This is a genomic window from Marinomonas transparens (assembly GCF_016463975.1).
Lineage (GTDB): Bacteria > Pseudomonadota > Gammaproteobacteria > Pseudomonadales > Marinomonadaceae > Marinomonas > Marinomonas transparens.
This window is the reverse complement of record NZ_JAEMNX010000011.1, coordinates 127205-153426: the sequence shown is the minus strand read 5'-3', so window position 1 is coordinate 153426 and position 26222 is coordinate 127205. Positions and strand designations below refer to the sequence as shown.

22 protein-coding genes are annotated in these 26222 nt (G+C 43.0%); 5 read left to right on the top strand and 17 right to left on the bottom strand.

Features of this window, described 5'->3' with window-relative positions; all coding sequences use genetic code 11:
* Positions 1-11: 11 nt before the first annotated feature.
* From I8J31_RS11250 to I8J31_RS11225, 6 genes are all read right to left on the bottom strand, one after another.
* The gene (locus tag I8J31_RS11250) at positions 12-2489 is read right to left on the bottom strand and encodes a hypothetical protein (RefSeq protein ID WP_199468656.1); all 2478 of its coding nucleotides are present in this window, start codon (positions 2487-2489) and stop codon (positions 12-14) included.
* On the bottom strand, positions 2486-3739 hold the full coding sequence (locus tag I8J31_RS11245; protein WP_199468655.1) for a glycosyltransferase family protein: 1254 nt from the start codon (positions 3737-3739) through the stop codon (positions 2486-2488). The genes I8J31_RS11250 and I8J31_RS11245 overlap by 4 nt, the downstream gene beginning before the upstream one ends.
* Before the next feature lie 2 nt (positions 3740-3741).
* Complete coding sequence (locus tag I8J31_RS11240; RefSeq protein ID WP_233402715.1) at positions 3742-4491, bottom strand: acyltransferase; 750 nt, start codon at positions 4489-4491, stop codon at positions 3742-3744.
* Positions 4492-4620: 129 nt separating this feature from the next.
* Complete coding sequence (locus tag I8J31_RS11235; RefSeq protein ID WP_233402714.1) at positions 4621-6039, bottom strand: O-antigen ligase family protein; 1419 nt, start codon at positions 6037-6039, stop codon at positions 4621-4623.
* On the bottom strand, positions 6023-7504 hold the full coding sequence (locus I8J31_RS11230; protein WP_199468654.1) for a lipopolysaccharide biosynthesis protein: 1482 nt from the start codon (positions 7502-7504) through the stop codon (positions 6023-6025). Before I8J31_RS11230 ends, I8J31_RS11235 begins: the two co-directional genes overlap by 17 nt.
* The gene (locus I8J31_RS11225; RefSeq protein WP_199468653.1) at positions 7485-8702 is read right to left on the bottom strand and encodes a glycosyltransferase family 4 protein; all 1218 of its coding nucleotides are present in this window, start codon (positions 8700-8702) and stop codon (positions 7485-7487) included. Before I8J31_RS11225 ends, I8J31_RS11230 begins: the two co-directional genes overlap by 20 nt.
* A 174-nt stretch (positions 8703-8876) precedes the next feature.
* Here I8J31_RS11225 and I8J31_RS11220 point away from each other — a divergent pair, with 174 nt between their 5' ends.
* Positions 8877-9821, top strand: coding sequence for a glycosyltransferase family 2 protein (locus I8J31_RS11220; RefSeq protein WP_199468652.1), 945 nt, complete (start codon positions 8877-8879; stop codon positions 9819-9821).
* 490 nt (positions 9822-10311) lie between these two features.
* Here I8J31_RS11220 and I8J31_RS11215 read toward each other — a convergent pair whose 3' ends face one another.
* Entirely contained in the window at positions 10312-11337 is a 1026-nt protein-coding gene (locus I8J31_RS11215; RefSeq protein WP_199468651.1) for a glycosyltransferase family 4 protein, read from the bottom strand.
* Between the two features lie 223 nt (positions 11338-11560).
* Between I8J31_RS11215 and I8J31_RS11210 the strand changes: the two genes are divergently transcribed.
* The 3 genes from I8J31_RS11210 to glmS all read left to right on the top strand — a co-directional run bounded on the left by I8J31_RS11210 (position 11561) and on the right by glmS (position 17297).
* Positions 11561-12532 carry an NAD-dependent epimerase/dehydratase family protein gene (locus I8J31_RS11210; protein ID WP_199468650.1) on the top strand — a complete coding sequence of 324 codons (972 nt, stop codon included), beginning with the start codon at positions 11561-11563 and terminating at the stop codon, positions 12530-12532.
* Positions 12533-12698: 166 nt separating this feature from the next.
* Positions 12699-15308 carry a hybrid sensor histidine kinase/response regulator gene (locus I8J31_RS11205; RefSeq protein WP_199468649.1) on the top strand — a complete coding sequence of 870 codons (2610 nt, stop codon included), beginning with the start codon at positions 12699-12701 and terminating at the stop codon, positions 15306-15308.
* 177 nt (positions 15309-15485) lie between these two features.
* Positions 15486-17297, top strand: a complete 1812-nt coding sequence (gene glmS / locus I8J31_RS11200; RefSeq protein WP_199468648.1) for a glutamine--fructose-6-phosphate transaminase (isomerizing) — start codon at positions 15486-15488, stop codon at positions 17295-17297.
* A 226-nt stretch (positions 17298-17523) separates the two neighbouring features.
* Here the strand turns inward: glmS and yjjG are convergent, their stop codons facing one another.
* The 7 genes from yjjG to I8J31_RS11165 form a co-directional block, all read right to left on the bottom strand.
* Positions 17524-18201, bottom strand: a complete 678-nt coding sequence (gene yjjG / locus I8J31_RS11195; RefSeq protein ID WP_199468647.1) for a pyrimidine 5'-nucleotidase — start codon at positions 18199-18201, stop codon at positions 17524-17526.
* A 27-nt stretch (positions 18202-18228) separates the two neighbouring features.
* Complete coding sequence (yjjX, locus tag I8J31_RS11190) at positions 18229-18777, bottom strand: inosine/xanthosine triphosphatase (RefSeq protein WP_199468646.1); 549 nt, start codon at positions 18775-18777, stop codon at positions 18229-18231.
* Between the two features lie 110 nt (positions 18778-18887).
* Positions 18888-19985: a chorismate synthase gene (aroC, locus tag I8J31_RS11185; RefSeq protein ID WP_199468645.1), complete on the bottom strand. Its 1098-nt coding sequence runs from the start codon at positions 19983-19985 to the stop codon at positions 18888-18890.
* A gap of 3 nt (positions 19986-19988) precedes the next feature.
* The gene (prmB, locus tag I8J31_RS11180) at positions 19989-20903 is read right to left on the bottom strand and encodes a 50S ribosomal protein L3 N(5)-glutamine methyltransferase (protein WP_199468644.1); all 915 of its coding nucleotides are present in this window, start codon (positions 20901-20903) and stop codon (positions 19989-19991) included.
* A gap of 60 nt (positions 20904-20963) precedes the next feature.
* Positions 20964-21740, bottom strand: coding sequence for a hypothetical protein (locus I8J31_RS11175; protein ID WP_199468643.1), 777 nt, complete (start codon positions 21738-21740; stop codon positions 20964-20966).
* A gap of 128 nt (positions 21741-21868) precedes the next feature.
* Complete coding sequence (locus tag I8J31_RS11170) at positions 21869-22897, bottom strand: S49 family peptidase (RefSeq protein WP_199468642.1); 1029 nt, start codon at positions 22895-22897, stop codon at positions 21869-21871.
* A 3-nt stretch (positions 22898-22900) separates the two neighbouring features.
* Positions 22901-23545 (bottom strand): HAD-IIIA family hydrolase, encoded by a 645-nt coding sequence (locus I8J31_RS11165; protein WP_199468641.1) that lies wholly within the window; start codon positions 23543-23545, stop codon positions 22901-22903.
* A gap of 67 nt (positions 23546-23612) precedes the next feature.
* On the opposite strand from I8J31_RS11165, the gene I8J31_RS11160 reads away from it, so the two are divergent.
* Positions 23613-24032 carry a MaoC family dehydratase gene (locus I8J31_RS11160; RefSeq protein ID WP_199468640.1) on the top strand — a complete coding sequence of 140 codons (420 nt, stop codon included), beginning with the start codon at positions 23613-23615 and terminating at the stop codon, positions 24030-24032.
* Between the two features lie 76 nt (positions 24033-24108).
* On the opposite strand, the gene adhP is transcribed toward I8J31_RS11160, so the two are convergent.
* The 3 genes from adhP to I8J31_RS11145 all read right to left on the bottom strand — a co-directional run bounded on the left by adhP (position 24109) and on the right by I8J31_RS11145 (position 26199).
* On the bottom strand, positions 24109-25119 hold the full coding sequence (gene adhP / locus I8J31_RS11155) for an alcohol dehydrogenase AdhP (protein WP_199468639.1): 1011 nt from the start codon (positions 25117-25119) through the stop codon (positions 24109-24111).
* A gap of 212 nt (positions 25120-25331) precedes the next feature.
* Positions 25332-25565: a sulfurtransferase TusA gene (gene tusA / locus I8J31_RS11150; protein WP_199468638.1), complete on the bottom strand. Its 234-nt coding sequence runs from the start codon at positions 25563-25565 to the stop codon at positions 25332-25334.
* A gap of 46 nt (positions 25566-25611) precedes the next feature.
* Complete coding sequence (locus tag I8J31_RS11145) at positions 25612-26199, bottom strand: alpha/beta family hydrolase (RefSeq protein WP_199468637.1); 588 nt, start codon at positions 26197-26199, stop codon at positions 25612-25614.
* Between the last annotated feature and the right edge of the window lie 23 nt (positions 26200-26222).

Sequence of the window (26222 nt, the reverse complement as noted above, 5' to 3'; positions counted from 1 at the left end):
AAAAAATAAACTTATTGAGGTAATTGCAGCCTTTGTGCCAGTCTCTTAATTTTAGCGATATTTATATTTAAATCATTGTTTTTAAAGGGGTTGTTTTTGTATGACATGGAAATAGATTGCGCTATTTCCTGTTCTAGAATTGCAAAATCAATATGTTTTTTTGCATTTTGCGAAAGCCAAGTTAACCAGCGTAAATCGTTAATGCCAGTGCGTAGACTTAGTAAGTCACTACGGATGATGATTTGTTTTCCATGGTGCTCTGTGGGCATTAAAAACTGCACATCATCTTCACGTCCATCGGTTGGATCATAGGGATGGGCGGTTGGCATTCTGGCATGCCATTGCCAAAAACCCTTTGCCTTACTTCGCCATAAATAATGGCCAGCCGCTGCTCGGAGATTGTCTAAATTATAAAGATAATAATCGCTACCTTGGGTTTGCAAATCGGCGAAGCGAGATGCGGATAGATCATAACCCTGATTGATTAATAGATGAGGAAATTGCGCTGCAAGCTTGTCGTGTTGTTTATGATTCAGTTGCGCATAGCGTTGTAGACTCGGTCGGCTTTTCGCTAATTTGGTATTTAGCGCCATTAGCTTTTTGTCCAAATCTGGAAAGAGTCCGGGCTCATCTCCCAATGACCACAAGAGAATTGAATCTAATGAGTTTAACGCTGCCAGAGTTTCTAGTAGCTCTGGGAGGGGCTGAGTGAGCATGCGCTTTAATGGTGTGTAAGCTGGAAACGGTGGCAATAAGCCAGTTAATAAGGGCAGCTGAGCCGCGCGTTTAAACCCTTGGATACTCTCGCTTGATGTATTAGGCGTTGGCAGTGCTGGGGCGACCCCAGTTAAGCCAAACTGTTTAAAAAAGCGATAGTCTTGCTTAGCCTGTTGCTCGGCGTCTTGTGAGGAGAACCAACTCAGGTGAGGCGCGTAATCAAGGTACAATCCCACAGGCTGTTGAGCTTGGGGTAAGGTCATGTTAAGCGGTATAAAGGTGGTTGATAACTCACCTTGCTCAAAAATTAATTTACCCTTGGCAAGCGTCGGAGCATGAGTGTTTTTAGAGACTTCTCCGATAATGATCCATACCTCATCCTGTGAGGGGGCTTTCTCATGTGGGTCAAAGGAAGACAATTGACTTTTTAATGTCAGTGCATTTTCTTGACCACCCACACGACTTAAGCGTGGTGTTTGTTTAAACCAAAAGACATTACTCAGAGGTAAAATAAATTGCTTAAGGGCCCCCATATTTTGTGGGATAGTGACTTGCAGACTAATAAGTTCACCTTGTGCAATGAGTGGCGTATCTTGCCCCCACTTAATGACATCGGTTAATGCTTCTAGGGATAAATTAGGCTGAGCAACAATGGGCCAACGCTGCTTAAAGGCCTGCTCTCTGAGTTGATCAAAAGTGGCTAGGTGTTGTTCAGCTTGATGGTTCCATGGTGTGGCAATGACAGCCGATAAAAAAAGCCCTGCTGGTGAAGGGCTTTCTAGGGTTATATTGAGTTGGCCATCGGTGATTTCGACGATGGCATCAATAGGGTCGCCCCGTTTTCTGCCAATTTGTCGCCAGAAAGCTTGATGGATTGGCTCAACATCGCCTTGCTGATAGGCCAGTATGTCGCTGTGTTGAAGCCCTAATGGTTGAAAATAATATTGCTTTCGCCAGCTTTCGGCGCTCAGGCTTTCATCCAATATCCGTTGTTTATTTAGGGTGATTTGTCGTTCGAGGGGGTGGGGAAGGTATTCCCATTCTCCAATGTCTTGGGTCCACAAGGTGACCCGCCATAGTCCATTTTCTAATGGCAAAATCACCTGTTTTAGTCCCTCTATGCCATCACGAATCAGTTCATCATGATAGGGTCGATCCCGCCCCCGAAGTGAGCCTTGGAGAATCGGCTGTTTGGGTTTAGTGTTGCTGTGACCACCAATGGACTGCCAAGTAGAATCCGGTGTGACACTATAAAAACCCCAGGCAGACTGAGCTAAAATTGGGCTAAAATCCCACCCTCTTATGGCGTTAGGCGCTTTAGGTTTAGCAAGAATCTTAACCTGTTGAATATCTAACTTGCCAGTGAGGGGGCTGAGATAAATCCGACGAATTTCCTCAGCCGAAAAATCTTGATTATGAGCTGTTTTGAGACGATCCAAATCAATATAAAAGGTAAAGGGACCTGCATGGAGTAGTTGCTCATGATTGAAGCGACTAAAGTAATGATGGCTTTTAGCATGGTCGATACGCACTAACACTCTCGCCACACCCTCTTTTACCCTGCCAGACACTTCCAGTTGTTTCCCTGATACTAGGCCATTACCAAACGACCAATTTGTTTTTGGGCTAGAAATATTCAGGCTGTAGCTCACTGGCGTTGTGGCCGTATCACTGGCAGCTTCAATGGTATCAGTCGCCCATAAGGCAGGGGAGAGTAAAGCGTAAATGACACTTCCCCAGAGTTTTTTAAGGTAGCTACTCGTCCGTATCATGACGTCACCTCATTAAGCAGGTTATTAAAATGAAGGGTGTTTAGGTGAGACCTAAGAATAACCTGAACATCTTTTGCTCTTTGCTCCCAAGATGCTTTTATGACACTGGTTTGCTGGGACCGTTTTCGTTCTTCTTCGCCTTGGGATGTTGTGCTATGAGCGTGCTCAATCGTTTGTTTTATGACAGCAATGAAGTCATCCTGTGGATTCACTAGATTGATGTGCTGCCGATAAGTCTGAGCGGCTTGAAAGGCGGTTGACACAATACGAGTCCCTGTCGCCAAATACTCCCTAAGCTTGAGTGGATTACAATATTCAATTTGCTGGCAATGTTTAAAAGGCAGTAGGGCAATATCCCAATGTTGAGCATACGCTGCCAGTTCATCATGGGCCATGGCTGGCAGATGATGCACATTAGCCTTAGTCAGTAAGTCTCTGGTATCGGTATCTATTTTTCCGATAAGCATTAGGTGCCAATCGGGAAAAGCATCGGCGACTCGCTCTAATAACTCGATGTCTACCCAGTCGGCTAATTGCCCGTAAAAGCCCATCACCTTACCTGTTGGGAAGTTATCCGGCTTGGGCTTGGGTTGTTGAAATAAATCGTAGTCCACCCCATGTTCTAGCAAATAGCTTTTATGAGCAGGAAATTTATCTTTAAGTGACTGGCTGGCAGCAAAAATCACATCGCATTTTTCAATGAGTTCAGCCTCTAGTTTTGCTATCACCTTATGGTCAACCCCTGCCAAGGCGCTAAAGTCATCACCACAGTAATAAACAGAAAGTTGTTCATTGCATTTGCCAATCAGGTCCACCGCCGAAGGTAGGGATAACCAAAGAATCTTATTCGTACTATTTGGTTCTATGGTTTGGGCGAGCTCTTTCGTTGATTTTGTTATATTATTTTGAGCTTGCTCAGTAGAATGAATTTGCTGTCTCAAAGAGAAGCTATTTAAATAGCGTACCCATTGATATTGATGGAATGGCAAAACTCGCGGCGCAATAACTTGGGGCTGAGAGCCTATGTCCGTTGGCTTGTCTACCGGCTGGGCTGGTGCCTTGCTATTTGCAAACAGCAATGACTTACCTTTGCTGTAGATTCGCGCCATGTCATGCCGATTAAGCTTAGGTGAACGCAAACCAATGGAATTTACCCAAACTACTGGTTCTTGCTGAACAAGGCGTTTGAAGAGATGTTGAGTGCTACTTGGGTGACTGTTCCAGTCTTCCCCTAATACAATCCACTTCATGATCATACCTCCTCATCGGCCAAGGTATGTAGGCTAGGTCTTGATATTAGTTCTTGAAGGGTCAGCTCGCGTACTACCTTAGCGGGCACACCTGCGGCAATCACGTTATCGGGAATATCCTGGGTGACAATACTACCAGCGCCAATAATGCTATTTTTGCCAATGGTGACATTGCCTAAAATCGTCACCCCTGTGCCTAGCCAAACGTTTTCTTTTAGGTGGATTTTTCCTATTTGGCTTTCCATGTCAGGTAGGCCTTGAGCGCGCTCAATTGGGTTGATCGGATGACCAGGATAACCTGCAAGGAAGGCGCGGCCTGCCATGCGCACATTGTTTTCTAGTATCACCTGATTGCCAACGGCAATGCTGGTTTGCCAGCCGATATCAACATTATCGCCAATGATTAAGGTCGGAGTTTGAGGGCTGTTCCAACGCCCTGATACAGTACTGATACCTGACCAACGACAACCGCTGCCGACCGACACGGATAGACTGCCAAGTAGCTGCGGCATGCCAGAGTAAAGGTACAAACCTTTACCTCCGACAATTTGGCTCTTAAATAAAGGTGTCCAATAAAGACGACGGAACAAGCTGGTGAAAAATACATAGAGCAATTTATGCAACCGATAAAGCGAACGGCTGAATACGGGAATAACAGGAAGTTCAAGTTGTTTTAATGGCTGCCAGCTGATGCGAATCATTTTGGCAAAAGGCGCTGGGCTGGTTTTCACCCAATATTTCAAACTAGACATAGACAATCCTCGCTATTATTTTGAGAGCATTTAAAAAGCGTCTATTGATCACTTCGAAAAGATCTCATTTTATTTATATAGGAGTGATTGCAGGCTTCGTGCCACTCGCAAAATGCAAATGATATGGCCTTATTCCGCCCGGTTAGAGTCAGGTTGCGGTGCGATTTTTTGCAGAATGGGTTTCAGGTTGGTCGTCACTGCTATACTTAACGCGAACAAAATATAGATAGGCCAAGTAAAACCCTGCGTGAGGAAAGTGCCGGAGACCATCACACCAACAACCCCCGCTAATGTTGCCTGCGCGCTGACCACATAAGCAGGGGCAATGATACTGGTATCATTGGCCGCACGCAGCAGTTGATTAATCACCTTTACCTGCAAGATATTATTGACGAGTAGCCGAATAACCATGGTGGCAAAGGCAATAAAACCAACAAAACCGGTTTCGGCCAAAACCCCCAGCCATGTGCTATGTACGGCGTGGTTTTTTCCGTCCCAATGAGGACTATAAAAATAGTAATTAACATAAAAATTGTTTAAACCTACACCACTGAAAGGGTTGCTAAGAGCCATGTTCCAGGCCGCTTGCCAAGCATAAATACGGCCCATGGCAGAAGCATCAATGCCACTTTCTTGCGCACCACCTGACGCTCTATCTGAGATACCCGCAAGGGCTAACAAGAGCCCGCCAAGTATCACAGCCATGCTAATGAGCAAAACTTTATTTTTTACTTTTTGCCAAGCAAATACCCCAGATACCGCCATGATCCCCAACAAACCACCACGACTTTGGGTGGCGATGATGGCGGATACGATCAGAATATAACCACATAGAGCAATAAACTTAGGAAAGCGTTTTGGTGAAGTAGAGAAGAACAAAGCTAGGGCAAAGCTGGTGGGGAATAATAAGACCAATGCTAGGTCATTGGGGTCCCCCAGCATAGAGCCAATATTTCGTCCAATGGTGACCCGCGTTCCTTCCACTAGTCCTATACCATTGATTTTATTATTTAAGGCGACAAGAGCAATGACGCTGCCAGTGATCAAAATACTCCAATTGCAGATTGCAAAATCACGTTTGCATTTCGGTAGCCAAGTAATGATCAACACCATAACAGCGATTTTGACAAAGTTTCCTGTCCAAGCTGCCATGGCTTCACCGCGATTGGTGGCAAACAATAAGCCTAGGGTGACACAGCAAAAAAAGATGGCAAAACCAGTAAGGTGACTGTTCCAAAAGGGCGTGATTTTTTTGGTGATTAAGGTATGCCAAGCCGCCACCGCTAATGTACCGAGTGCAAGCAGTTGAGGGATTTTCAAGGAATACAAAGCAGGAAACGCTTCGTGAATTCTAAAAAAGGAAAACAAAATGAATCCCATGCAAATCCAAATGGCATTGTGTAATGCTAACCAAGCGGCAATCGGTAAAAATGCCAATGGCAAAATGAGAAAAGGGTGAGGTGCAAGCCACCAAATGACAGCCATAAAAAACGACAGTGCTAGAGGCAAAGCAACAGACGTGGTATGAGCTTTAGAGGTCAGTCGCATGGATTTTTCTCCCCACTTGTTGCAGTTTATAGGCAAGCGCAGCGATCATCAGCAAGGTTATGCCAATGCAAGCCGAGAAAGAGGTGAAATCAAGTTGGTATACATAGGCTCGGCTAAATAATGAAGCGAGAAAAATCAAACTCACACAAAGCACGATGCCTTTTACTAGCTCATGAACGGGATAAACGACCGATAAATAATGCTGACTGATTAGCCAGTAGGCGAGCAATCTGATGGCTTGGCTCATGACAAAAACGGCTAAAGCACCATGAACCTGAGCCAACTCAATGGCGATCGGAAAACCGATTAAGCAAAATACGCCCGTTGATACCTCTATATACATTTGAGTACGGCTATTCTCACTACTAAAGCAGCCTAAATTAAATAAGGCGCCCCATTGCTTTAACACTCCAGCAATCAGTAACCAAGGCAAATAAGACAAGGCCGGAGCAACGCCATCAGCAAACAACAAACCTATCACCCAGGGTGACCATAGCCAGATAAGGGTACTGGATATCATCGCCAGCAACACACCTAAGGTGGCACCTGCGCCAGCCCTGCTAAGACCATTTTTCTCTGCTATTAACCCCATGCGTTTAGGGTACCACCAGAGTAAAAAAGGCTGGTTTAGCAAGGCGGCAATCAGGAATAATTTAACGGCAATCACATAGGAAGCGAGTGATTCTGGGCTCACATTTTGAGCCAGAATGACCACTTCCATACCTTGCGTCGCATACATAGCCAAACCGCTAATAACAAAGGGCCAACCATATAAAAAAGTCTGGTAAAGGGAGTGCCATGAAAAACTGATTCTGGTATCACGGTACTGGATAATAATAAGGTGAATTACTTGATAAAGAGCAGCAAAAAGTGAGGCGAACAAGACCCAAGTTAGGCCTAAGCCTATGGCCAAGCCAAGGCTAACGAATAAGGCATAAAGCACACCTCGGGTCACCATCATCTGGAAAAAAAGCTTCGCCTTGTCCTGCATCCGCAACCAAGCGAGAGACACACCGAGAATACCTTCAATACAGATTAATGCTGAGCAAAACCAAAATTCGATAATAGACAGACTCACTAATGAATTCAGCAGCGGTAAAATGATCGGTGTGGAAATGAGGCAAAAAGCCAATACCAATAGGGCGACACTAACCGCATTACCTGCGATGGCAGCGGTAATTTGTTTTTTCTCATGTAACGCACTTTGACCGACTTTTCGATATAACAGGTTGACCATACCCAAGCCCACCACAATGGTGGCGCCATTAATAATCGCCAATAGGGTTTCTAACCGAGCGAACTCTACTAATCCAAGCTGTTTCGCTAGGTAGGGCAATAAAAATAAGCTGATCACCTTGGTGAGCATCAAACCCACAGCATAATAGCCCTGTTGAGCAAGAGCGGATGCCTGTTTTTGCTTGCTGAACAAAGCAAGGTCGAACTTTTTAAACCATTGAATTTGCATGGAATGCCTCCTGATGACAAGACTCAATGGCCTGAGACAATATTTTGACTTGCTGATCGATAAGAAAATGCTGTTCTAAGAATGCTGCGCCTGTTTCTCCCATGGCTTTTAGTTCGTGTGGCGGTTTATTTGTCATCAGGGCAATGCCTGCCGCTAGGCTAAACGGATTGTCTGCTGCCACCATTTTACCCAGTATCGGCATCTGCCCTTGCTCGTCTAACAACATTTCTTGGCACGCATCCATGTCTGTCGTGAGAATTGGCAAGCGATACATCATGGCTTCTTTCAGAACTAAGGGGCCTGTGTCTTTAACGCCAGCTGGTGTGACCACAAATGGCGCCACAAGGCATTGGTAATGATCATGGTGTTGGTCTAACCAGGTGGCAGGTTTAGCGCCTAAAAAGCGTACCCAAGGGGTAAGGTTTAGATGTTGGCATTGCTTCTCAAGATCCTCTCGTAATGGACCATCACCCACTATGTCTAATTGAGGACGGATATCTGCATTGACAATGGCCATGGCATCTAACAGTACATTCACGCCTTTTGTTTCTGATAGCCTTCCCAGGTAGAGTAGTTTCTTACTATCGTAACGCATGACTTTGTTGCTATTAATTTGCGTAATATCGACTCCACAACGAACACGGATGACATTGGCATCAGTGGATAGCTCCTGCATGTCGCGTTTCATGATGTCACTGACCGCAACGGCGAAATTAGCGCTGCTGAGTTTTAAAGCCAGATCCGCAGGGGTTCGATAAATGTCATAGCCATGGCAGGTAAAGGAAACTGACACATTAGCCAGTCTCGCGGCGACGATGGCCGTAGCCGTACTGGCTAAACCAAAGTGTGCATGAATGTGCTGGCAGCCTTTTCTTATTACCTGAGAAGCCAGCTTAGCGCCGTACCAGAGTAATGAGCGTTTAGGCAATCCCTGTTGTTGATTGACAAATTGCATCGCAGATTGCAAAGCAATTGGCGAATGTAGAATGGGGTGGAGGGTGTCAACAAAACCGACTTCCGCCAGGATTATTAATTGCTTAGCCAGCACAATGTCTAAACTTTGCGCCGGTTCACTTTTGTGTTCAAAACTAAACAGTTCTACATCATGGTTAAGACGCTGTATCGCCCGTATTTCATTGCCTACAAAGGTTTCAGACATCACCGGAAAGGCGCTTATTAAGTATGCAATTTTTTTCATTCTATCTCTCCTGACGCTTTCTCAAACTAAGAGTCCATTGTAAAAACAGAGTTGGCACATTGAGTGCTTTACTTAAGAGATGTCGGTCTCGGTTATGTCTTTCCAATAGGGTGAATCCTTGAGTCACAATGAATTTTGCAAGGGCAATGCCAAACTATGAAAGAGGAAGTGAAAATGAAAAATAACCCAATAGAATCCGTATTAGATGTCTCTGTGATCATGCCCACCTATAACTGCTTAGCGTATTTGCCCCAAGCGGTTGAAAGTGTGTTGTCTCAGTCCGTCTCATTAGAGCTACTCATTGTCGACGATAGTTCTACTGACGGTAGTCATATTTGGCTCGCGGATTTAGCGAATAAAGATCCCAGAGTGAAAATTTTAAAAGGTGAGCACAAAGGGGTGTCAGCAGCGCGAAATCTGGCTATTGCGAAAGCAGCAGGAGCATGGGTGGCTTTTCTTGATGCAGACGACTATTGGTACCCTGAAAAGCTCAGTAAGCAATTAGAAATAGTACAAGCTTATCCAAAGTGTGTGCTGAACTTTACCGAGTATGACCATTTTGACGAGCAAGGAGGAGATCTAGGTCGTTGTTTTCAATTCTGGCCAAGGTTTTCAAAATTGGTACAAGGTAAAACCAAGGCCTTTGTTTTAAATGGGCAGACCAAAGCCAGCATTTATGAAGAGAATGTCATTGGTACCTCCACCGTATTAGTCGATACCAAGTTACTGCAAGTAATAGGCGGATTTGATGAAACTCTGTTTTCTGCTAGTGATTGGGATCTTTGGTTAAAAATCAGTGCTTATGGTGATTTTACTGTGCTGAGTGATTCTACTACTGGGTATCTGGTTCGTAGTAATTCCATATCGCGTAATCAACACAAACGTTTAAATAGCATGAAGCTGATACTAGAACGCTATCGCAAACCGATGGAATCGGCTGCCCCTCATTGCTTTGCACCTGCTTTTGCCCGTTACAAGCTTGCTCAAGCTGAGGCATTTCAAAGTGAAAAAGGCGGTTATGTGCAGGCCTTAATGGCGTACCTTCAGGCTTGTTATCAGCTACCCACGAAACGCAATATGAAAGCGTGTTTGTCACATGTTTTACACGGTATAAAATAATAGAGACCTTTGCACGACTGCTGTGCTTACCAATACATTGTTAAAAATAGACTCAAAGTGCTCATTTATAACCTATAAACTCCGCTTTTTCGTCTATTTTTGCCTCCTCTTGGCTTCGCTCGCGACTTCGTGCAAAGGTCTCTAATAGCGCGGATAACGCCAACCTGTTAAAAACAGTCACATAAAAAACGGCGTAAAGGCCGTTTTTTATGTGACTGTTTAAATTAAGGAAGGTCTGAACAAGTCCTCTTGTCTCAGCATGTGGATAAAAGCCTGTTATTCGAGGCGAGTGCCGAATGTGAATAGTTGCCCTATTGTCGAGGTGCTCAACAAAGAATTCAGGCTTTTAGACCATGCCCTACGGGTCTTTCAGAGAAAACGCCACACTGCGTTGCGACTCTTTGAAAGGTACCTACATTACATCAGAGTCGCGCCTTATTTGACGATTTCTCTGAAAGACTGAGTCTTAGTAGACTTATTCAGACCTTCCTTAAACGTTTTGATAATGTTGAATAATGGCAGGTATAACAGCAGCAGTAGAATAATCTTGTTCTATGGTGTTATAAGCATGACGTTTCATATTCTGTTGCAAACCTGGGTTTAAGTTTTCCCATGCTACTAAGGTGTCTTTCATTGTTTGAATCTGTCCTTTTGGGACGATCCAACCATTGTGACCATGGCTAATTAACCTAGGCAAGTCGCCAACCGCAAAAGACGCCACGGGAATACCATGGGACATGGCTTCTAGAGCAGCCAATGGTAAGCCTTCGGTTTTTGAGGTGATACATAATAGATCAATCTTCGGCCAATGCTGCGACATATCTTGTTCCCCATGGAAGGTAATTCCGGGGTACTTTGCCATTAATTGACTTTGATCTTCGCCGCCGCCATAGACATGGAAAGACAAATGGCTGTGTTTTTCATCTTTTTGAATCGCTTCGCCAATTTGGCAAAAAGCGTCAGGGTCTTTTTCCTCGCTGATTCTGCCCACAAAAGCGATTTGTCTTATGGGGCCTACATGCACCTCTTCAATCTTGGTTTGGTCTGGCGTAAAAACGAAGTTTTTGACTTTAATACCTCGATTTCCCAAGCGTTCAAAGATTTCATCGCTTACTGATATGGGGGAAAACCAGCGGGAGGTGATTTCATCGAGCATGACATACTTTTTTAATAACCCGTCTCCCACATCACCGTTATGATGGGTTGGAAAGGCATTCCACTTACCAAGGATACTGCCAAACTTACCAATCAAGTTTGCCTTATAGCCATGGGTATGCAGAATGGCGCCTTTTTTTACTAGGGAAGTGAGTATTGAAAAGCAGCCATTTGCATAATGAAATGGAATGTTTGCTGCTCGCATTTGAGCATCCAAAGGGTGGGCCTTGTCATGGTATTGCTTCCATAGTATTACCTGAACTTCTAAGCCCTTTTGTTGCAGCGCTTTCGCGAGATTGGCAACATGGGTTTCTATGCCACCACTCTTGCTTGAATCAAGCAGTAAACTAATACCCTTCATGCATTACTCCTAACGATTTTAATGAATTGTTGTGGCTTTAAAAGAAGATCTGCAAGTGGCGTACCAGAGAGAGTTTGCATTATGCGAAAAGATTTTCAAAATCTTGAATAAACCTTATAAAATACGTTGTAAGTTACTGTTATATAATGGAATTTAATCCTTGGCACAATGCTTGATATATCCCCTTTATTCGATACACAAAACAAGGGTAATTGGAGGATATATGGCAACTTATTTAGTAACAGGCGGTTGTGGTTTTATTGGTTCACATTTATGTGAGAGCTTAATAGAGCAGGGCCATAAGGTGATGGTATTAGATAATCTATCAACAGGTAAACAGGAAAACCTTGCGGATGGTGCAACGTTATTTATTGGTGACATTAGGGATCAGGAGCTGGTCAAAACGCTTATGCAAGAAGTGGATGGTTGTTTTCATCTTGCCGCCATTGCTTCAGTTGAAAGATCCAATAAAGAATGGTTAGAAACCCATACGATTAATCAATCTGGTATGGTAACTATTTTGGATATTTGCGCGCATCTTCCGAAGACCATTCCTGTAGTCTATGCGTCATCCGCAGCGGTTTATGGGGATAATGCCAGCATTCCGTTGACCGAGAACAGTCAAGTAAGACCGTTAACCGCTTATGGGGTAGATAAATTAGCCTGTGAGTTACAGGCAAGAGTGGGTGGTATGATTCACAAAGTGCCCACCATGGGGTTTCGTTTTTTTAATGTGTTTGGGGAGCGACAAGATCCTAGCTCACCCTATAGCGGTGTTATTTCAATTTTTGCCGATCGCATTATGCAACATCAAGACCTAGTCTTGTATGGGGATGGTAGTCAGGTACGCGACTTTGTGTATGTGAAGGATGTGGTCAAATACTTAATTTTAGGTATGAAAAAAGCAAAGTGTAATGCGCCTGTCTTTAATATTTGCACTGGCAAGCCATGTAGCATTAAAAACCTAGCTGAGACTCTGTTTTCAGTGGTGGGTTATGACGTTGCATTAACCTATAAACCTAAAAGAACCGGTGATATTCAAATATCTCTTGGCGACCCTAACAAATTATTACGTTTTTTTGGCATGAAACCCGACTATGATTTAGGTATAGGCTTGATGGAAATGTTAAAAACACAACAGCAAATCGAACGAGTTTTTAAACCGGAAACCTCAGGCTCAAGACGCACTGGTTAATCAATAGATTGCTAAATTAAAAATGCCATCTATTTTATAGTGGTTAAGGAAGGTACGAACAAGCTCTCTTGTCTTAGTAGACTTATTTATACCTTCCTTAATTAAAGTGCTATTTTACAAAGGGAATACCATGGTAAATAGCGCATTTTTATAAGAGCATGGCAGCATGAAGCAAGCGGATAGCAAGATGGTAATACAGAAGCGAAAAAACGTTAATTGGCGTCTTTGGCTGCTTGGCCTTGTCAGTGTGTTTTTTCTCATTATTTCTGTTTTGTTGTACCTCAAGATTACGGATCAACAAGATAAGCTTTCTTCCCCGGCAGAAGAGAATGCGCTTCGTGCTGTTCATCAAGTCGAGAAAGAAATTCTTCGTTTACAAGTAGAGCTGTTAAATTACTTTGCTGAACCCTCGCCAAATAATGACGTCCTATTACGCTATGATATTCTCTATAGCCGCATGGTATTAATGAATGAAGGTAGTCTATTTCATTTCTTTAATCAGATTGATGGACTAAGAGCAGAGATAATTAAATTAACCGATGCTATTAGTGCTTTAGAGCCCTTTTTTACCTCAAAAGACTCTTTTTCAGAATCAGTCAACATTTTAGTTCCTCGTTTAACCGAAGCCATCGATATTAATCAGCATATAGAGCTCTTGGTGGTTCGCTTTGATGCGGATCTTGATACCCGTGCCAGAGAGAATTTGGTGAGCCTATACGGCTTTTTCTCCTATTTACTTGGCTTTTTAGTGCTTTCCGTTGCGGCCTTAGTCGTAGAGCTTGTATTACAAAATAAACGCATAGATAAAGAGCACAATCAAACCCTAAAAATAGCCTCTGAATTAGAATTAGCCGTTGAACGAGCCGAGTCCGCTACACGGGCAAAATCCGACTTTTTAGCCACAATGAGCCATGAAATACGTACCCCAATGAATGGCATCATTGGTCTTGGGCATCTTTTAAAAAACACCCAACTTACTGAAGAACAAACTGAATATCTCGTTAATATGCAGAGATCAGCGGATAACTTGCTGATTATTATCAATGACATTTTAGACTTTTCCAAGGTGGAATCGGGCAAGTTAGAAGTGGAGGAGGCGGACTTCCATTTGGATACTTTATTGGAACAAATTTATGTTATTAACTCCTTTAAAGCCCAAGAGAAGTCGCTTCTGTTATCCGTAGAAAGAGACTTTTCTATTCCTGATGTATTGCATGGTGATGCTCTGCGTATTAATCAGGTCTTGATGAACCTTGTGGGCAATGCCGTCAAGTTCACCAATACCGGTAATGTTTCCTTAATTGTCCGTACAGAGCAGACTGACGATAAAGCGTATCTGGTTTTTGTGGTAAAAGATTCTGGTATAGGCATAGGGGAAGAGAAGATTGAATCTCTCTTTGATGCCTTTATACAGGGGGATACCAGCACTACTCGCCAATTTGGTGGAACAGGGTTAGGTCTTGCTATTGCAAGAAGATTCGCCAATTTGTTGGGTGGGGGTATCAGAGTAACAAGTGAGGTGGGTAAGGGCAGTGAATTTTCTTTTTACGTCCCCTTGGCTCACGCTTCGAGTAAACAAACAACAAGGACAAAAGACAAACAGCTGCGCATAGGTTTGTTTGGTATGCGAGAAGGTTTGAACACGCACTTACTAGACAATGGCTATGATTATTTGTTTATTGATGAACATTCAGAAGAACTGAATCAACCAGACGCTTTTATGGATAAACTTATTATTGTGCCAAATCCAGCGAAGAATTTAAAAACTCAACTGGTGGATTTAATGCAGCAACACCCCCGATTAAAAAACACCCCCTGTTTAGTGCTTTCTAATGAGGGACAAGAAGATTATGACCGCCAAGGCAATGTCCATTATTTAGGTGGTTTTATCACGCCAATGAGTGTTTTAGAGCATTTATCTAATCGGTTGGTGAGCTCAGGCTGGCTTGATCAGCACACCAATAATTTTGTAGAAAGACATGATTACTTCCTGGATAAACGCATTCTTATTGTCGAAGATCACCCAATCAATGCTCAGATTGTTAGCCAGTTATTGACGAATCAGTCCGCCGAGGTCTTGCTGGCCGAAAATGGCGAGGAAGCTATTTCTTGTTTGAAAAATAGTCAGATTGATCTGGTGTTAATGGATATACAAATGCCTGTACTGGATGGCTATAGCGCGACAATGCAAATAAGAAAAAACCCCCATTGGCTTAGTATTCCCATCATAGCAATGACGGCCAATGCTATGCAGGGTGACCGTGAAAAAGCAATCAAAGCGGGAATGAATGATTATTTAACCAAACCTATTTCTCCTGAAAAACTTTATGAATGCATACTGAAATGGCTGGCAATCTCGGTAGAAGAGGAAGATATCATCAACTTATTAACCATTACCGCCATGGTTGAACTTGGAGATTGGCCCCAAAAAATCCCTGGAATACATATTGAACAAGCATTAAAAGAAAGTGGTTGTGATCGAGAAGAGTTTCAACGCTTATTGGATCGTTTTTCGAAGGACCTTCAGTCTGTTTTGGAGCAGCTGACAGCCTTACACCAACAAACACTGAACCTTGTTGAAATACGTTTTATTGGCCATAGACTGAAAGGCAGTGCTTATGCAATAGGCGCATTTGATTTGGCTGCGCTTGCAAAAGAGCTAGAGTTTATTTCTGATAACATTTCTATGGACGATTACGGATTACAGTTAGAGAAACTTTCAACGGAAGCAAGCACTGTCTTAGCCTCCATTCAAAGCTTAATTTCCGAAGTTTAACGTCGCGTTCTGCGAAAATGTCATTTTGCAAAATGAGAATAGGCGGCATTCTAATGCCGTATTCGTACCTAATTAATGTTTTTTGTCTAATTATATCAATGCTTTAATGATATTTTTTCGAGTTGGCACAAGTCTCGCTATACCTTTTTCATAGTTCATAGAATGTTGGAGAAGAGTATGTGCGGTATTTTTGGTGTAGTGAATGATAAGCAAGCCTCTCAAACCTTGTTACGAGGCCTTAAGGCCTTAGAATATCGAGGTTATGATTCAGCTGGTATCGCCACCATTCAAAATGGTGACCTAGGCTGTCGTCGGGCACCGGGTAAGTTATTAAATCTGGAAGCCATTGTTCAGCAGCTTCCTTTAGAAGGCTTGACAGGTATTGCCCATACTCGATGGGCAACACACGGCAAACCCAATGAAGCCAACGCCCATCCACACCTTTCTCTCAATGTTGCCGTGGTTCATAACGGTATTATTGAAAATGCAGATTTTTTACGGACACAGCTTTCAGCTGCTGGTGTGCAATTTGTCGGTGAAACAGACACCGAAGTCCTGCCACATCTGATTGCTAATTATTTGCAGGCGGACCTTTGTCCTGCGCTGGCGATTCAACAGGCGCTAAAAGAAGTGAAGGGGACTTTTGCACTGGGTATTTTAATAAAAGGCATGGAAGATCAAATTATTGCAACGCGACGCGGCAGCCCACTGGTGGTTGGGTTTAATGCCGAGTCGGCTTTTATTGCGTCTGACATGATAGCCACATCTGGAATGGCGGATGAAATTCTCTATTTAGAAGAAGACGACATCGCCATTGTTAAAGCCGACAGCGTTCATATTATAGACGCTCAGGGAACCCCCGTGTTTCGTGATAAAGTCTCCGTCGACCATAATCAATTCATTGCGACTAAGTCAGGCTATGATCACTATATGTTCAAAGAAATACTGGAGCAGCCAGAAGCGTTAACACGAACCTGGGAAGGCCTAGCAAGTACGTCACTGAATCAAGTGGAAGAAATGGACTTCGCCAAACTGGATCGCTTACAGATTATCGCCTGTGGCACCAGTTATTATGCGGGTTTGGTCGCGAAATACTGGTTTGAAAGGATGGCGAACTTGATTGTAGAAGTGGATTTGGCTTCGGAATTTCGTTATCGAGAACCGCCTATGCCAAGTAATGGTGGCTGCTTGTTTATTTCTCAAAGTGGCGAAACGGCGGATACATTAGCTGCACTTAGATTTGCGAAATCCAAGCATCAGTATTGTTTATCTGTCGTTAATGCTCCACAAAGTTCTATTGCCAGAGAGTCGGATTTTGTTTATCGCACTTTATGTGGTCCCGAAATTGGTGTCGCGTCAACCAAAGCCTTTACTTCACAGCTGGCAGTATTGTTTGATCTAGTAAAACAAGCTGCTAAGCAAAGAAATGCTGGCCAACATATTATTCAAGAACTGGGCGATACACCTGAAATGGATGTCATTAATGCCGTGCAACAGGCGTTGAACAAGGCCAATAAAATTGAGTCGATCGTAAGATTTTTTGATGATGCAACCAGCGCTATCTTTTTAGGTCGAGGTCAATGCTATCCCATTGCCTTAGAGGGCGCGTTAAAACTTAAGGAAATTTCTTATATCCATGCTGAAGGGTATGCCGCCGGTGAGTTAAAACATGGGCCCATTGCACTAATTGATGAAAACATGCCTGTCGTTGTGATTGCGCCATACGATAGATTATTCGAAAAGACCGTATCGAATTTGCAAGAAGTTCGAGCCCGTGGCGCTAAGGTTATCTTGATCAGTGACAAGCTTGGTTGTGAGATTTGCAAGGAGTATGCGGATTGCTTCATTGAAATGCCAACGCTACATGAAACACTGGCACCATTTGTATACAGCATTGCAGTACAGTTGTTGTCGTATTTCACGGCGGTACAACGTGGCACAGACGTGGATCAACCAAGAAACCTAGCCAAGTCAGTAACGGTTGAGTGAGGTTGGTTGTAAGAGAAAGGCTATGAATAATAAAAAAGGGAAATAAGAAATAGCATATATTGCCGTGAAGACATGGATGTCTAACAGTCCAAAGCGAGATAAACAAAGGAATTAAGGTGAAATAGCCAGATTCATATTACTATCTACTATTTCCGATAAATGTTATTATCGGAAATAGTAAGAGTGCATCAATAACCATGATGCCCCTAATGAGTTTATTGCTATTTTAGCGTTTTAACCAGGTTAATAAGTCGGTTAACGAACTCACCTGATGTGTTGGTGTAATGTTTTCTGGATGAGACTGGTTGTGATGGTTAAGCCAGCAGGTATCCAACCCAAAGTTAATTCCCCCAAGAATGTCAGATTCTAGAGTGTCGCCCACCATGAGTACCTGACTTTTATCTGGCGAGCCCATTTTATCTAAAGCGTGATCGAATATCTTAGGGTGAGGTTTGGCAACGCCTACTTGTTCTGAAATAACCACAGGTGAAAAATACGGATGAAACCCCGTACGTTCTAGACGTGTTTGTTGTAGCTGGGTAAAACCGTTAGTAATAATACCCATATTGACATTATTTTGATGTAAGTGAGTCACCAATTCCAAGGCGCCAGGTAAGGCTTTGCAAATGTCGGCCATAGAATCTAAAAACTGTTTATTGAGTTCTTTTGCACTGATTGCAAGACGTTCACTCCATTGCTTGAAGCGCTGTGTTTGCAATTGTTCCGCGCTTATTCTTCCATCTTGATAATCCACCCACAAAGGCTTATTTAGGCTTTGATATTCGTCAAAATCGGCCTTGCTAAAATTAACGTCATGACACGCAAACATATGTACCAAGCCTGCAAAGTTATCAAAATGAAAAAGCGTTTCGTCCGCATCAAACAAAATCCATTGGTACTTCATATTTTTTTCTACTGTCTGAATGTCAGTTTAAAGGTAATATTCTGGGTGTAATACTGGAGCTAATGCCAGTAATAGCGCTTGGGTGTAGGTGCTTTCTCTTGTCGCCGCGTGGTTAGTCAATAAGCCAATAGCCCCTCCTTTTTGTTTGATATTACTGGTATTGAATAACTCGTCCATCACGACACCCAGTTCTTCATTGGCTTGAAGCCGTTTAAATACCTTGTTTGGTAAAGGTAAGTTTGCAGAACGTCCTGTTATAAGTTTGCCTTCTTTACTTAAAATAGCGACATAAGCAAAGGTTGCAGCGCCCTCCTCAAATTCATCGACGCCCCCTTCCATGGCAACAAAGTAATCTATTTCATTTCGTGTATCCTGCTGAGCGCAATAGCGTACCCGGTTCTGTGCGCCAAGGCGTGTTTCTGCCTCTGTCATAGGTTGATCAGCAACGTCGGATGGCGCATGTACAGCTACACTTTGAACCATATGATCCGGAAAAATCGTTTTGAAGGCTTGAGTTGCTGCTGCTATTTTTACGGGGTTCTTTGAGCCAACACAGATTCTAATCGTCGTGGGCATAATTAACCTCACTGGTTTAGTGGTTAAAAGTAAAAAGCCGCCACTTTTCTTAAATCGTAAAGTGGCGGCTTGAGCTATTCATTTAGCTTTCATTAGATGAATCGGATGAACTAAGCCTGACCTTTGATAATAGGCGTTGGACAAACCACATCGGCATTTTGCGCTCGGTGTCTGAGTAAGTGGTCCATAATGGTTAAGGCCAGCATGGCTTCAGCAATGGGGGTGGCGCGAATCCCAACACAAGGGTCGTGGCGGCCTTTTGTGATGACATCGATTGGGTTGCCAGCACGGTCAATACTTTTGCCCGGAATGGTAATGCTTGACGTAGGTTTTAATGCCATATGAACGACAATATCTTGGCCAGAGGAAAGGCCACCTAATACGCCGCCAGCATGATTGCTTAAGAAACCTTCTGGCGTCATTTCATCTCTGTGTTCACTGCCTTTTTGTTCTACGACATCAAAGCCATCGCCTATTTCGACACCTTTTACGGCATTAATGCTCATAATAGCCTTGGCTATATCTGCATCTAATCGGTCAAATACTGGCTCGCCTAAGCCCGGCATAAGGTTTTTGGCGATTACTGTGATTTTAGCGCCAACGGAGTCACCCTCACGGCGTAACGCAACCATGTATTTTTCCAGCTCAGGAATAGCATCAGGATCAGGGCTAAAGAAGGCATTATTATAAACTTGACTCAGATCTTTTATGTCTAGTTTGATCGGGCCTAGCTGTGATAGAAAACCTTGAATTTCAATGCCAAATCGCTGTTTCAAATACTTCTTAGCAATCGCACCAGCAGCCACTCGCATCGCTGTTTCACGAGCCGATGAACGCCCACCGCCACGGTAATCACGGAAGCCATATTTTTGATCGTAGGTGTAATCGGCATGGGCTGGGCGAAAGGTTTCAGCGATGTTACCGTAATCTTTTGAGCGCTGATCGGTATTTTCGATCAGCAAACCGATTGGTGTACCTGTGGTTTTACCTTCAAACACCCCTGAAAGAATTTTCACTTCGTCTGCTTCACGACGTTGCGTGGTGTGCTTAGAGGTTCCTGGTTTACGCAGGTCTAGATCTCTCTGTAAATCGGCTTCGCAGATTTCTATTCCCGGAGGACAACCATCGACAATGGCGCCTAGGGCCAATCCATGACTTTCACCAAATGTGGTGACTTTAAAAAGTGTTCCAAATGTGTTGCCAGACATATGCTAATTCTGCTCTTGTAGTAGTTCGCTGAGTTGTTCTTTTGTTAGGATGAAAACCCCATTACCACCATGACCAAGTTCCACCCACATAAAGGGAACATGGGGGTATGCGGCTTGTAATGCGACTTCTGTATTTCCCACTTCGTATACCAATATACCGTCATCCTGCAGATAATGCGCGGCTTGACTTAAAAATTTACGGGTAAAATCAAGCCCATCTTCACCGGACGTTAGTGCTAATTCTGGTTCGTTATGAAACTCTGCGGGGGCTTGATTAAAGTCATCTGCATCAACATAGGGGGGATTGCAGATAATCAGATCATATTGTTTGCCCTCTACCCCTTTGAACATATCTGAGTGAATCGCTTGTACCCTATCCTCGACTTCATGGCGCTTAATATTTTGCTTGGCAACGAGTAAAGCGGCTTCGCTAATGTCGCTGATATCGATTTGCGCATCTTCGAAAACTAATGCGGCGGCAATTCCTAGACATCCAGAGCCAGTGCACATATCGAGAATATTCAGCGGGTAATTTTTTAGCCAAGGAGAAAACTCACTTTCCAATAGAGTAATAATAGGAGAACGAGGAATTAAAGTATCTTTAGTAACGTAAAAAGGCAGCCCCATAAACCAAGCTTCGCCTAACAAGTAAGGCAATGGCTCACGTTTGCTAATACGGGTTTCAATGAGTTTAAGAAGGTGTTTTTTTTCGTTATAAGTTAGCGAACATTCGAGCATATGGCGGTCAAAATCGAGAGGTAGCTTTAACGCTCCCATGACCAGTTGTACCGCTTCATCCCACGGATTATCTGTGCCGTGACCGTAATACAAATCCGCTTGTTGGAATCGACTGAACGTCCAGCGAATAAAATCTTTAATGCTGGTCAAATCACGAATGGCAGATTGTCTTTTACTCATATTTGCTTCTTTTTATGGGTACGTGAAGGGCAGCATTATAACGGTTATTTTTCTTTGTCTCTATCTTCGTTCACTGGCTTTTCCAATGGTTTCTTTGCGTTCAATGGTTTTTAATGCATTTGCCATGCTATCAAGTCGCTCATTCATTTGTTGCCATTTTTTTGTATCACTTGAAACTTGTTGGCTACTCTTGTCTTTTAGTTGAGCGGCTAGTTTGACGTTTTCTTCTTTAAGCAAAGTAAGCTGGTTGTCTAGTTTGGCTAGATCTACTTCTTTTTGGGATAAATTAATTCTTAGTTCGGTACTTTCTGCTTGTTTTTGTTTGTTTTGGCTAGAAAGTACCTGGTTTTGTGAGAGGACTTCTTGGTACCTTTGTTGGCTAAAAGTAAGCTGCTGTTTTAATTCAACCGCTTTTCTTTTTGCCACTTCGTATTCTTCTAACAAGGCGTCATGATTTTTTTGTAAGTCCATTAAGCTGGAAGAAAGTGATAAATAGCCCCCTTCTGTTGCTGCTTGCTTTAGAGATTGCCTTTGCTCGAGATCAGTGACTTTCTCATCTAACAATAATCCAAGGCTTTGCGTAACATCCCGCGAGAATCGCTTGAATACTGGTAAGAGTATTCCATTTAATTCTTTAAGTTGATGTTGCTGATGTTCTTTGTACGCTTTTTCCCACTCTGCAATGGCATTCATTAACGTGGTATTAGAGCAACGGCGCCCGTCTTTTTGTAAAAAGTACTCAGCTAAACGCGGGATATTAGGAAAGCTGTTTTTTTCCAGTAACTCCCAACAAGCTTGATGAATTTCTTCTCTTGCTATGTTCGCTTTGCGAGCCATGACGGGCCTCCAACTAGTATAATGATCAATTTAGTCATTATATTATCTTTTTTATCTTATTGCTCAAACTTTATTCAGGGCAATAAAAAAGCCCCCGCAGGAGCTTTTTTAACACCTTTATAAGGGTATTATTGGATATTGACCCTGTTCATGATTTTAGTCGCCATTTCCACACCAAACTCTTTGACGAATTCCTCCCACGGCTCTTCATTCGGTTCGTAGTAAACTGGCTCGGCAGTAGGGAAACGTTTATTTAAAAGTTGATTAACGCTGTAAAGGCCATCAATTAAACCTATGTTCACCGCTTGAGAGCCAGTAAATACCATGCCTGAAAACACATCATCCGTTATCGTTAATCGATCACCACGGCCGATTTTAACGGCAGTAATGAATTGTTGATGGGTTTCATCCAGCACGGCCTGCCATTTGCTCTTGGCTTCTTCTGTCATTGGTGCAAAAGGATCCAAAAAGGCTTTATTACGGCCAGCAGTAAAGGTTCGTCTTTCTACCCCAATTTTTTCAAGCAGATGACTGGCGTCAAACCCAGATGAAATGACACCGATTGAGCCAACTAGACTGGCTTTGTCTGCATAAATTTCATTGGCCGCAGAAGCAATGTAGTAACCGCCTGAAGCCGCCATGTCTTCTACGACAACAATAACAGGAATGTTTGGGTGATTTTTAATTTTGACATAAATAGCGTCATAAATGATGCCGGCGTGTACGGGACTGCCCCCAGGGCTATTCATTTCAATGACCACACCCTGTAACCGGGGATTTTGGTAAGCGCTGTCTAGTAAGCGAACATACTCAGAAGATTCTATTTCAGCTCCTGCGCCAATGACGCCACGCATTGGTATCATGGCAACCACATTTTCTTGCAGACTGGTTTCTTGGAAATTGGATTGTGAAAACCAGAAACCTAGAATAGACAGCATGATAGCGAGAGAGGTAAAACGGAAAAAGATTTTCCAACGTCGTGCACGACGTTTTTCAATCAGGTTTTCACTTAAGGTTTTTTCAAGCAATTGCCAGACGTCTTTATCGTCATCCCTTTTATGCTTATCTTGAATAGAGCTCTCTATTTTTTTTGCTTCCGTTGATGAGGCTAAATTCATCGCTTTTTCTTGTTCGTCTTGTTCTTCAGTCCAACTCATTATTTAAAGTCCTAAGGTGTTTAGTAATTGTTCGAAATCATCTACTAGCGCATGGGGGCGGCAAGCCTCTAATCGAGCCTTGCTGTGCGCTCCGTAAGTGACTCCAACACTCCTCATTCCGGCACTGGTCGCCATATTTAAGTCATACTCTGTATCGCCAATCATAATGGCTTGTTCTGGTGATAGGCTTAATTCTGCCAATATTTCCTCGAGCATTAATGGATGAGGCTTTGATAAGGTTTCATCGGAACAGCGGGTGGTGACAAAGTAGTCATTGGTTGCCGTAAGTGACATGATCCTATCCAGACCTCTACGGCTTTTTCCTGTGGCAACCGCCATCTTAATGCCTGCTTCGTTTAATTTATTTAAGGTCTCGAACACCCCGTTATAAGCTTGTGGCGGGGATTGATCGGATGCGACGTAGATGCGCTTGTAATGCTCTATTATAGTATTGTGCTCTCGACCTGAAAGTTCCGGCCAAATCACTGGAACCCCTTTTTCTAGAGACAAGCCGATAATGTTTTTGATCTGTTCTTTTTGCCTTAGTGGAGCGCCAGCTAATTCTGCCGCGCTGAGCATGCTAGAACAAATACGATCTAGAGAATCGAATAAGGTACCGTCCCAATCAAAAATCACTAACTTAACCATAGATACCCCTTAAGAATGATGCGGCGAAAGTGTACCATAGGCACAAATGACAATATAAGGATAGGTAATGACTTCCGGCTATACATTAGAGCAACTTTCTATTGATCAAAGTGTTGAATATCGTAAAATCGTAACGGAAGCGGATGTGCATGCATTTGCGGAAGTAACAGGTGACACCAACCCAGTCCATCTGGATGCGGAATACGCAGCAACTACCTCATTTGCTAAGCCAATTGCCCATGGAATGTTAACCGCTGGATTTATTTCCGCGACCATAGGCACACAATTACCTGGGCCCGGCTGTATTTACCTAGAACAGACATTGAAATTTCGCTCTCCAGTTTATATCGGCCAAGAAGTGGTGACGACGGTGACAGTAACCGACATCAATACTCGACGCCGCAGAGCTACGCTACAAACCGTGTGCATGTGCGAAGGTAAAAAGGTAGTTACAGGGGAAGCGATTATTATGCTTCCCGCAGTTTAAAGTAAGATTATAAAAAGAGGGATAAGAGATTGCTGTAATCTCCTATCCCTCTTTTTTAGCTGTCTAAAGAAAAGAATTACATAGACATAACAATACGGCCAGTAATCTCTCCTTTCTCCATATCTTCAAAAATGCCATTAATATCATCGAGTGTTTTTTCTTCAATAATGGCTTTTACTTTACCACGAGCAGCAAATTCCAAACATTCTGCTAGGTCTTTGCGAGTACCAACAATAGAACCCACGACACTCACTCCATTCAAAACAGTATTGAAAATAGGTAAGGGCATGTCTTCAGGAGGCAAACCAACCAAGACACACTTACCACCTCGTCGGATAACGTCATAGCTTTGCCTGAATCCTGATTGACTTACCGCAGTACAGATGCTGGCATGTACGCCACCAGTTATGCCTAGAATATCGGCAACAATGTCATCGGTTTTGAAATCAAAATAGAACTCGGCACCGAGGGAGGTGGCAAGATCTCGCTTAGCGTTACCAGTATCTACAGCAACCACTCGTAACCCCATGGCAAGCGCATATTGAACAGCAAGATGACCTAATCCGCCAATACCAAAAATAGCCACCCAATCTCCTGGCTTGGCGCCAGAGACTTTTAGCGCTTTGTAAGTCGTGACACCAGCACAAAATAATGGTGCCGCTTCGACATAACTTAGCTCCTTAGGAATTTTGACAACATACTCCGCATGCGCCGCGCAATATTCGGCATAACTCCCATTGACGGAATAGCCTGCGTTTTGCTGAGATAAACATAAGTTTTCATCACCGCTTAGACAATATTCGCAATGCCCACAAGCACTATAAAGCCATGGAATGCCAATGCGATCACCATTTTGTAAATGTTGAACCTCACTCCCCACCTCAACCACTTCACCTACGCCTTCGTGTCCTGGTACAAATGGCAGATTGGGTTTAACAGGCCAATCGCCATGACAAGCGTGTAAATCAGTGTGACAAACACCACACGCATGAATTTTTACTAGTACTTGATGGGGGGCAATTTTAGGTTTGGCAATATCTTCTATTTTTAAAATGGATCCAAATTTACTGACAACAGCCGCTTTCATAATATTCTCCAAGTGGATGAATGTTCTTTGATATTAGCTGAGTTATTTTTAGATAAAGGCGACATAGATCAAGGTTGAGAGTGTTAATTCTATACCTAGGCCAAAGGCCCTCTAATAGAGTAAATACAGGGACCTCTTGTCAAAAAGGCTGGGAGCTTAGGAAGATAAGCCTATATCAATAATGACTCAAGTTTACTTTGAGTCATTATTTTTTAGCTTCCTTTCTTTTGAATCCAATAGTTATAAATCCCTTCCACCTCTTCCTGCTTAATCAGGGAATGACCTAGAAAATTGCAAAACTTCGGAATATCCCGTGTAGTAGAAGAGTCTGTGGCAATGACTTTTAATATTTCTTTTGCTGCCATCTTTCTCATTTCTACATGCAATAGCATGACAGGCTCAGGGCAAAGCAAGCCTGTTGCATCAAGCACCGCTTGGTGTTCCATATTATTTCCTCATGATTTATTTGGATATTGTAAAACGACAAGGTGATCACTCAAAATGATTCTTAGCTAACCAAATAGTTATTTGAGAGCTTATCAATGAAACAGTGTCATCCAATGATCTATTTAATTTTTTGAGAACTTTAAAATCATGGTCAGCCCCTTCAATCCAGACAACCTGAACCTGTTTAGGTAAATTTTGGTGAGTGACCCATTCTTGAGAACCTAAAGCATCTCTTGTGCCTTGAAAAATTAAACAGGGAGTTTCTAAATTGTCCAAAAATGACAACCTATGTTTTTCGGGTTTTCCTGAAGGGTAGAAAGGAAAACCAAAGCAGATAATGCCTTTTACCATAGACAAGTGGGAAAGCTGTGTTGCCACACGCCCTCCCATGGATTTACCTGCCACAATACAGTGCTGTTCATTTTTAATGGCTTCAGAGAACTCAGGAACAAGTTTATCAAAACGGGGCGGTGGTCGTTTTTTCCCTATTCTTTCCTGCTCTTGCATATAAGCAAAAGTAACAGGAGAAACACGAGCTATTTCTTTAGATAAGGATGCTGATAAGAGTTGTAAAAAATCGCTGTGATGACCAACTCCAGCACCATGGGCAAGGTAAAAAGGTAAAGGTGACATGGGTAACTGCCTAGCCAAAAAGA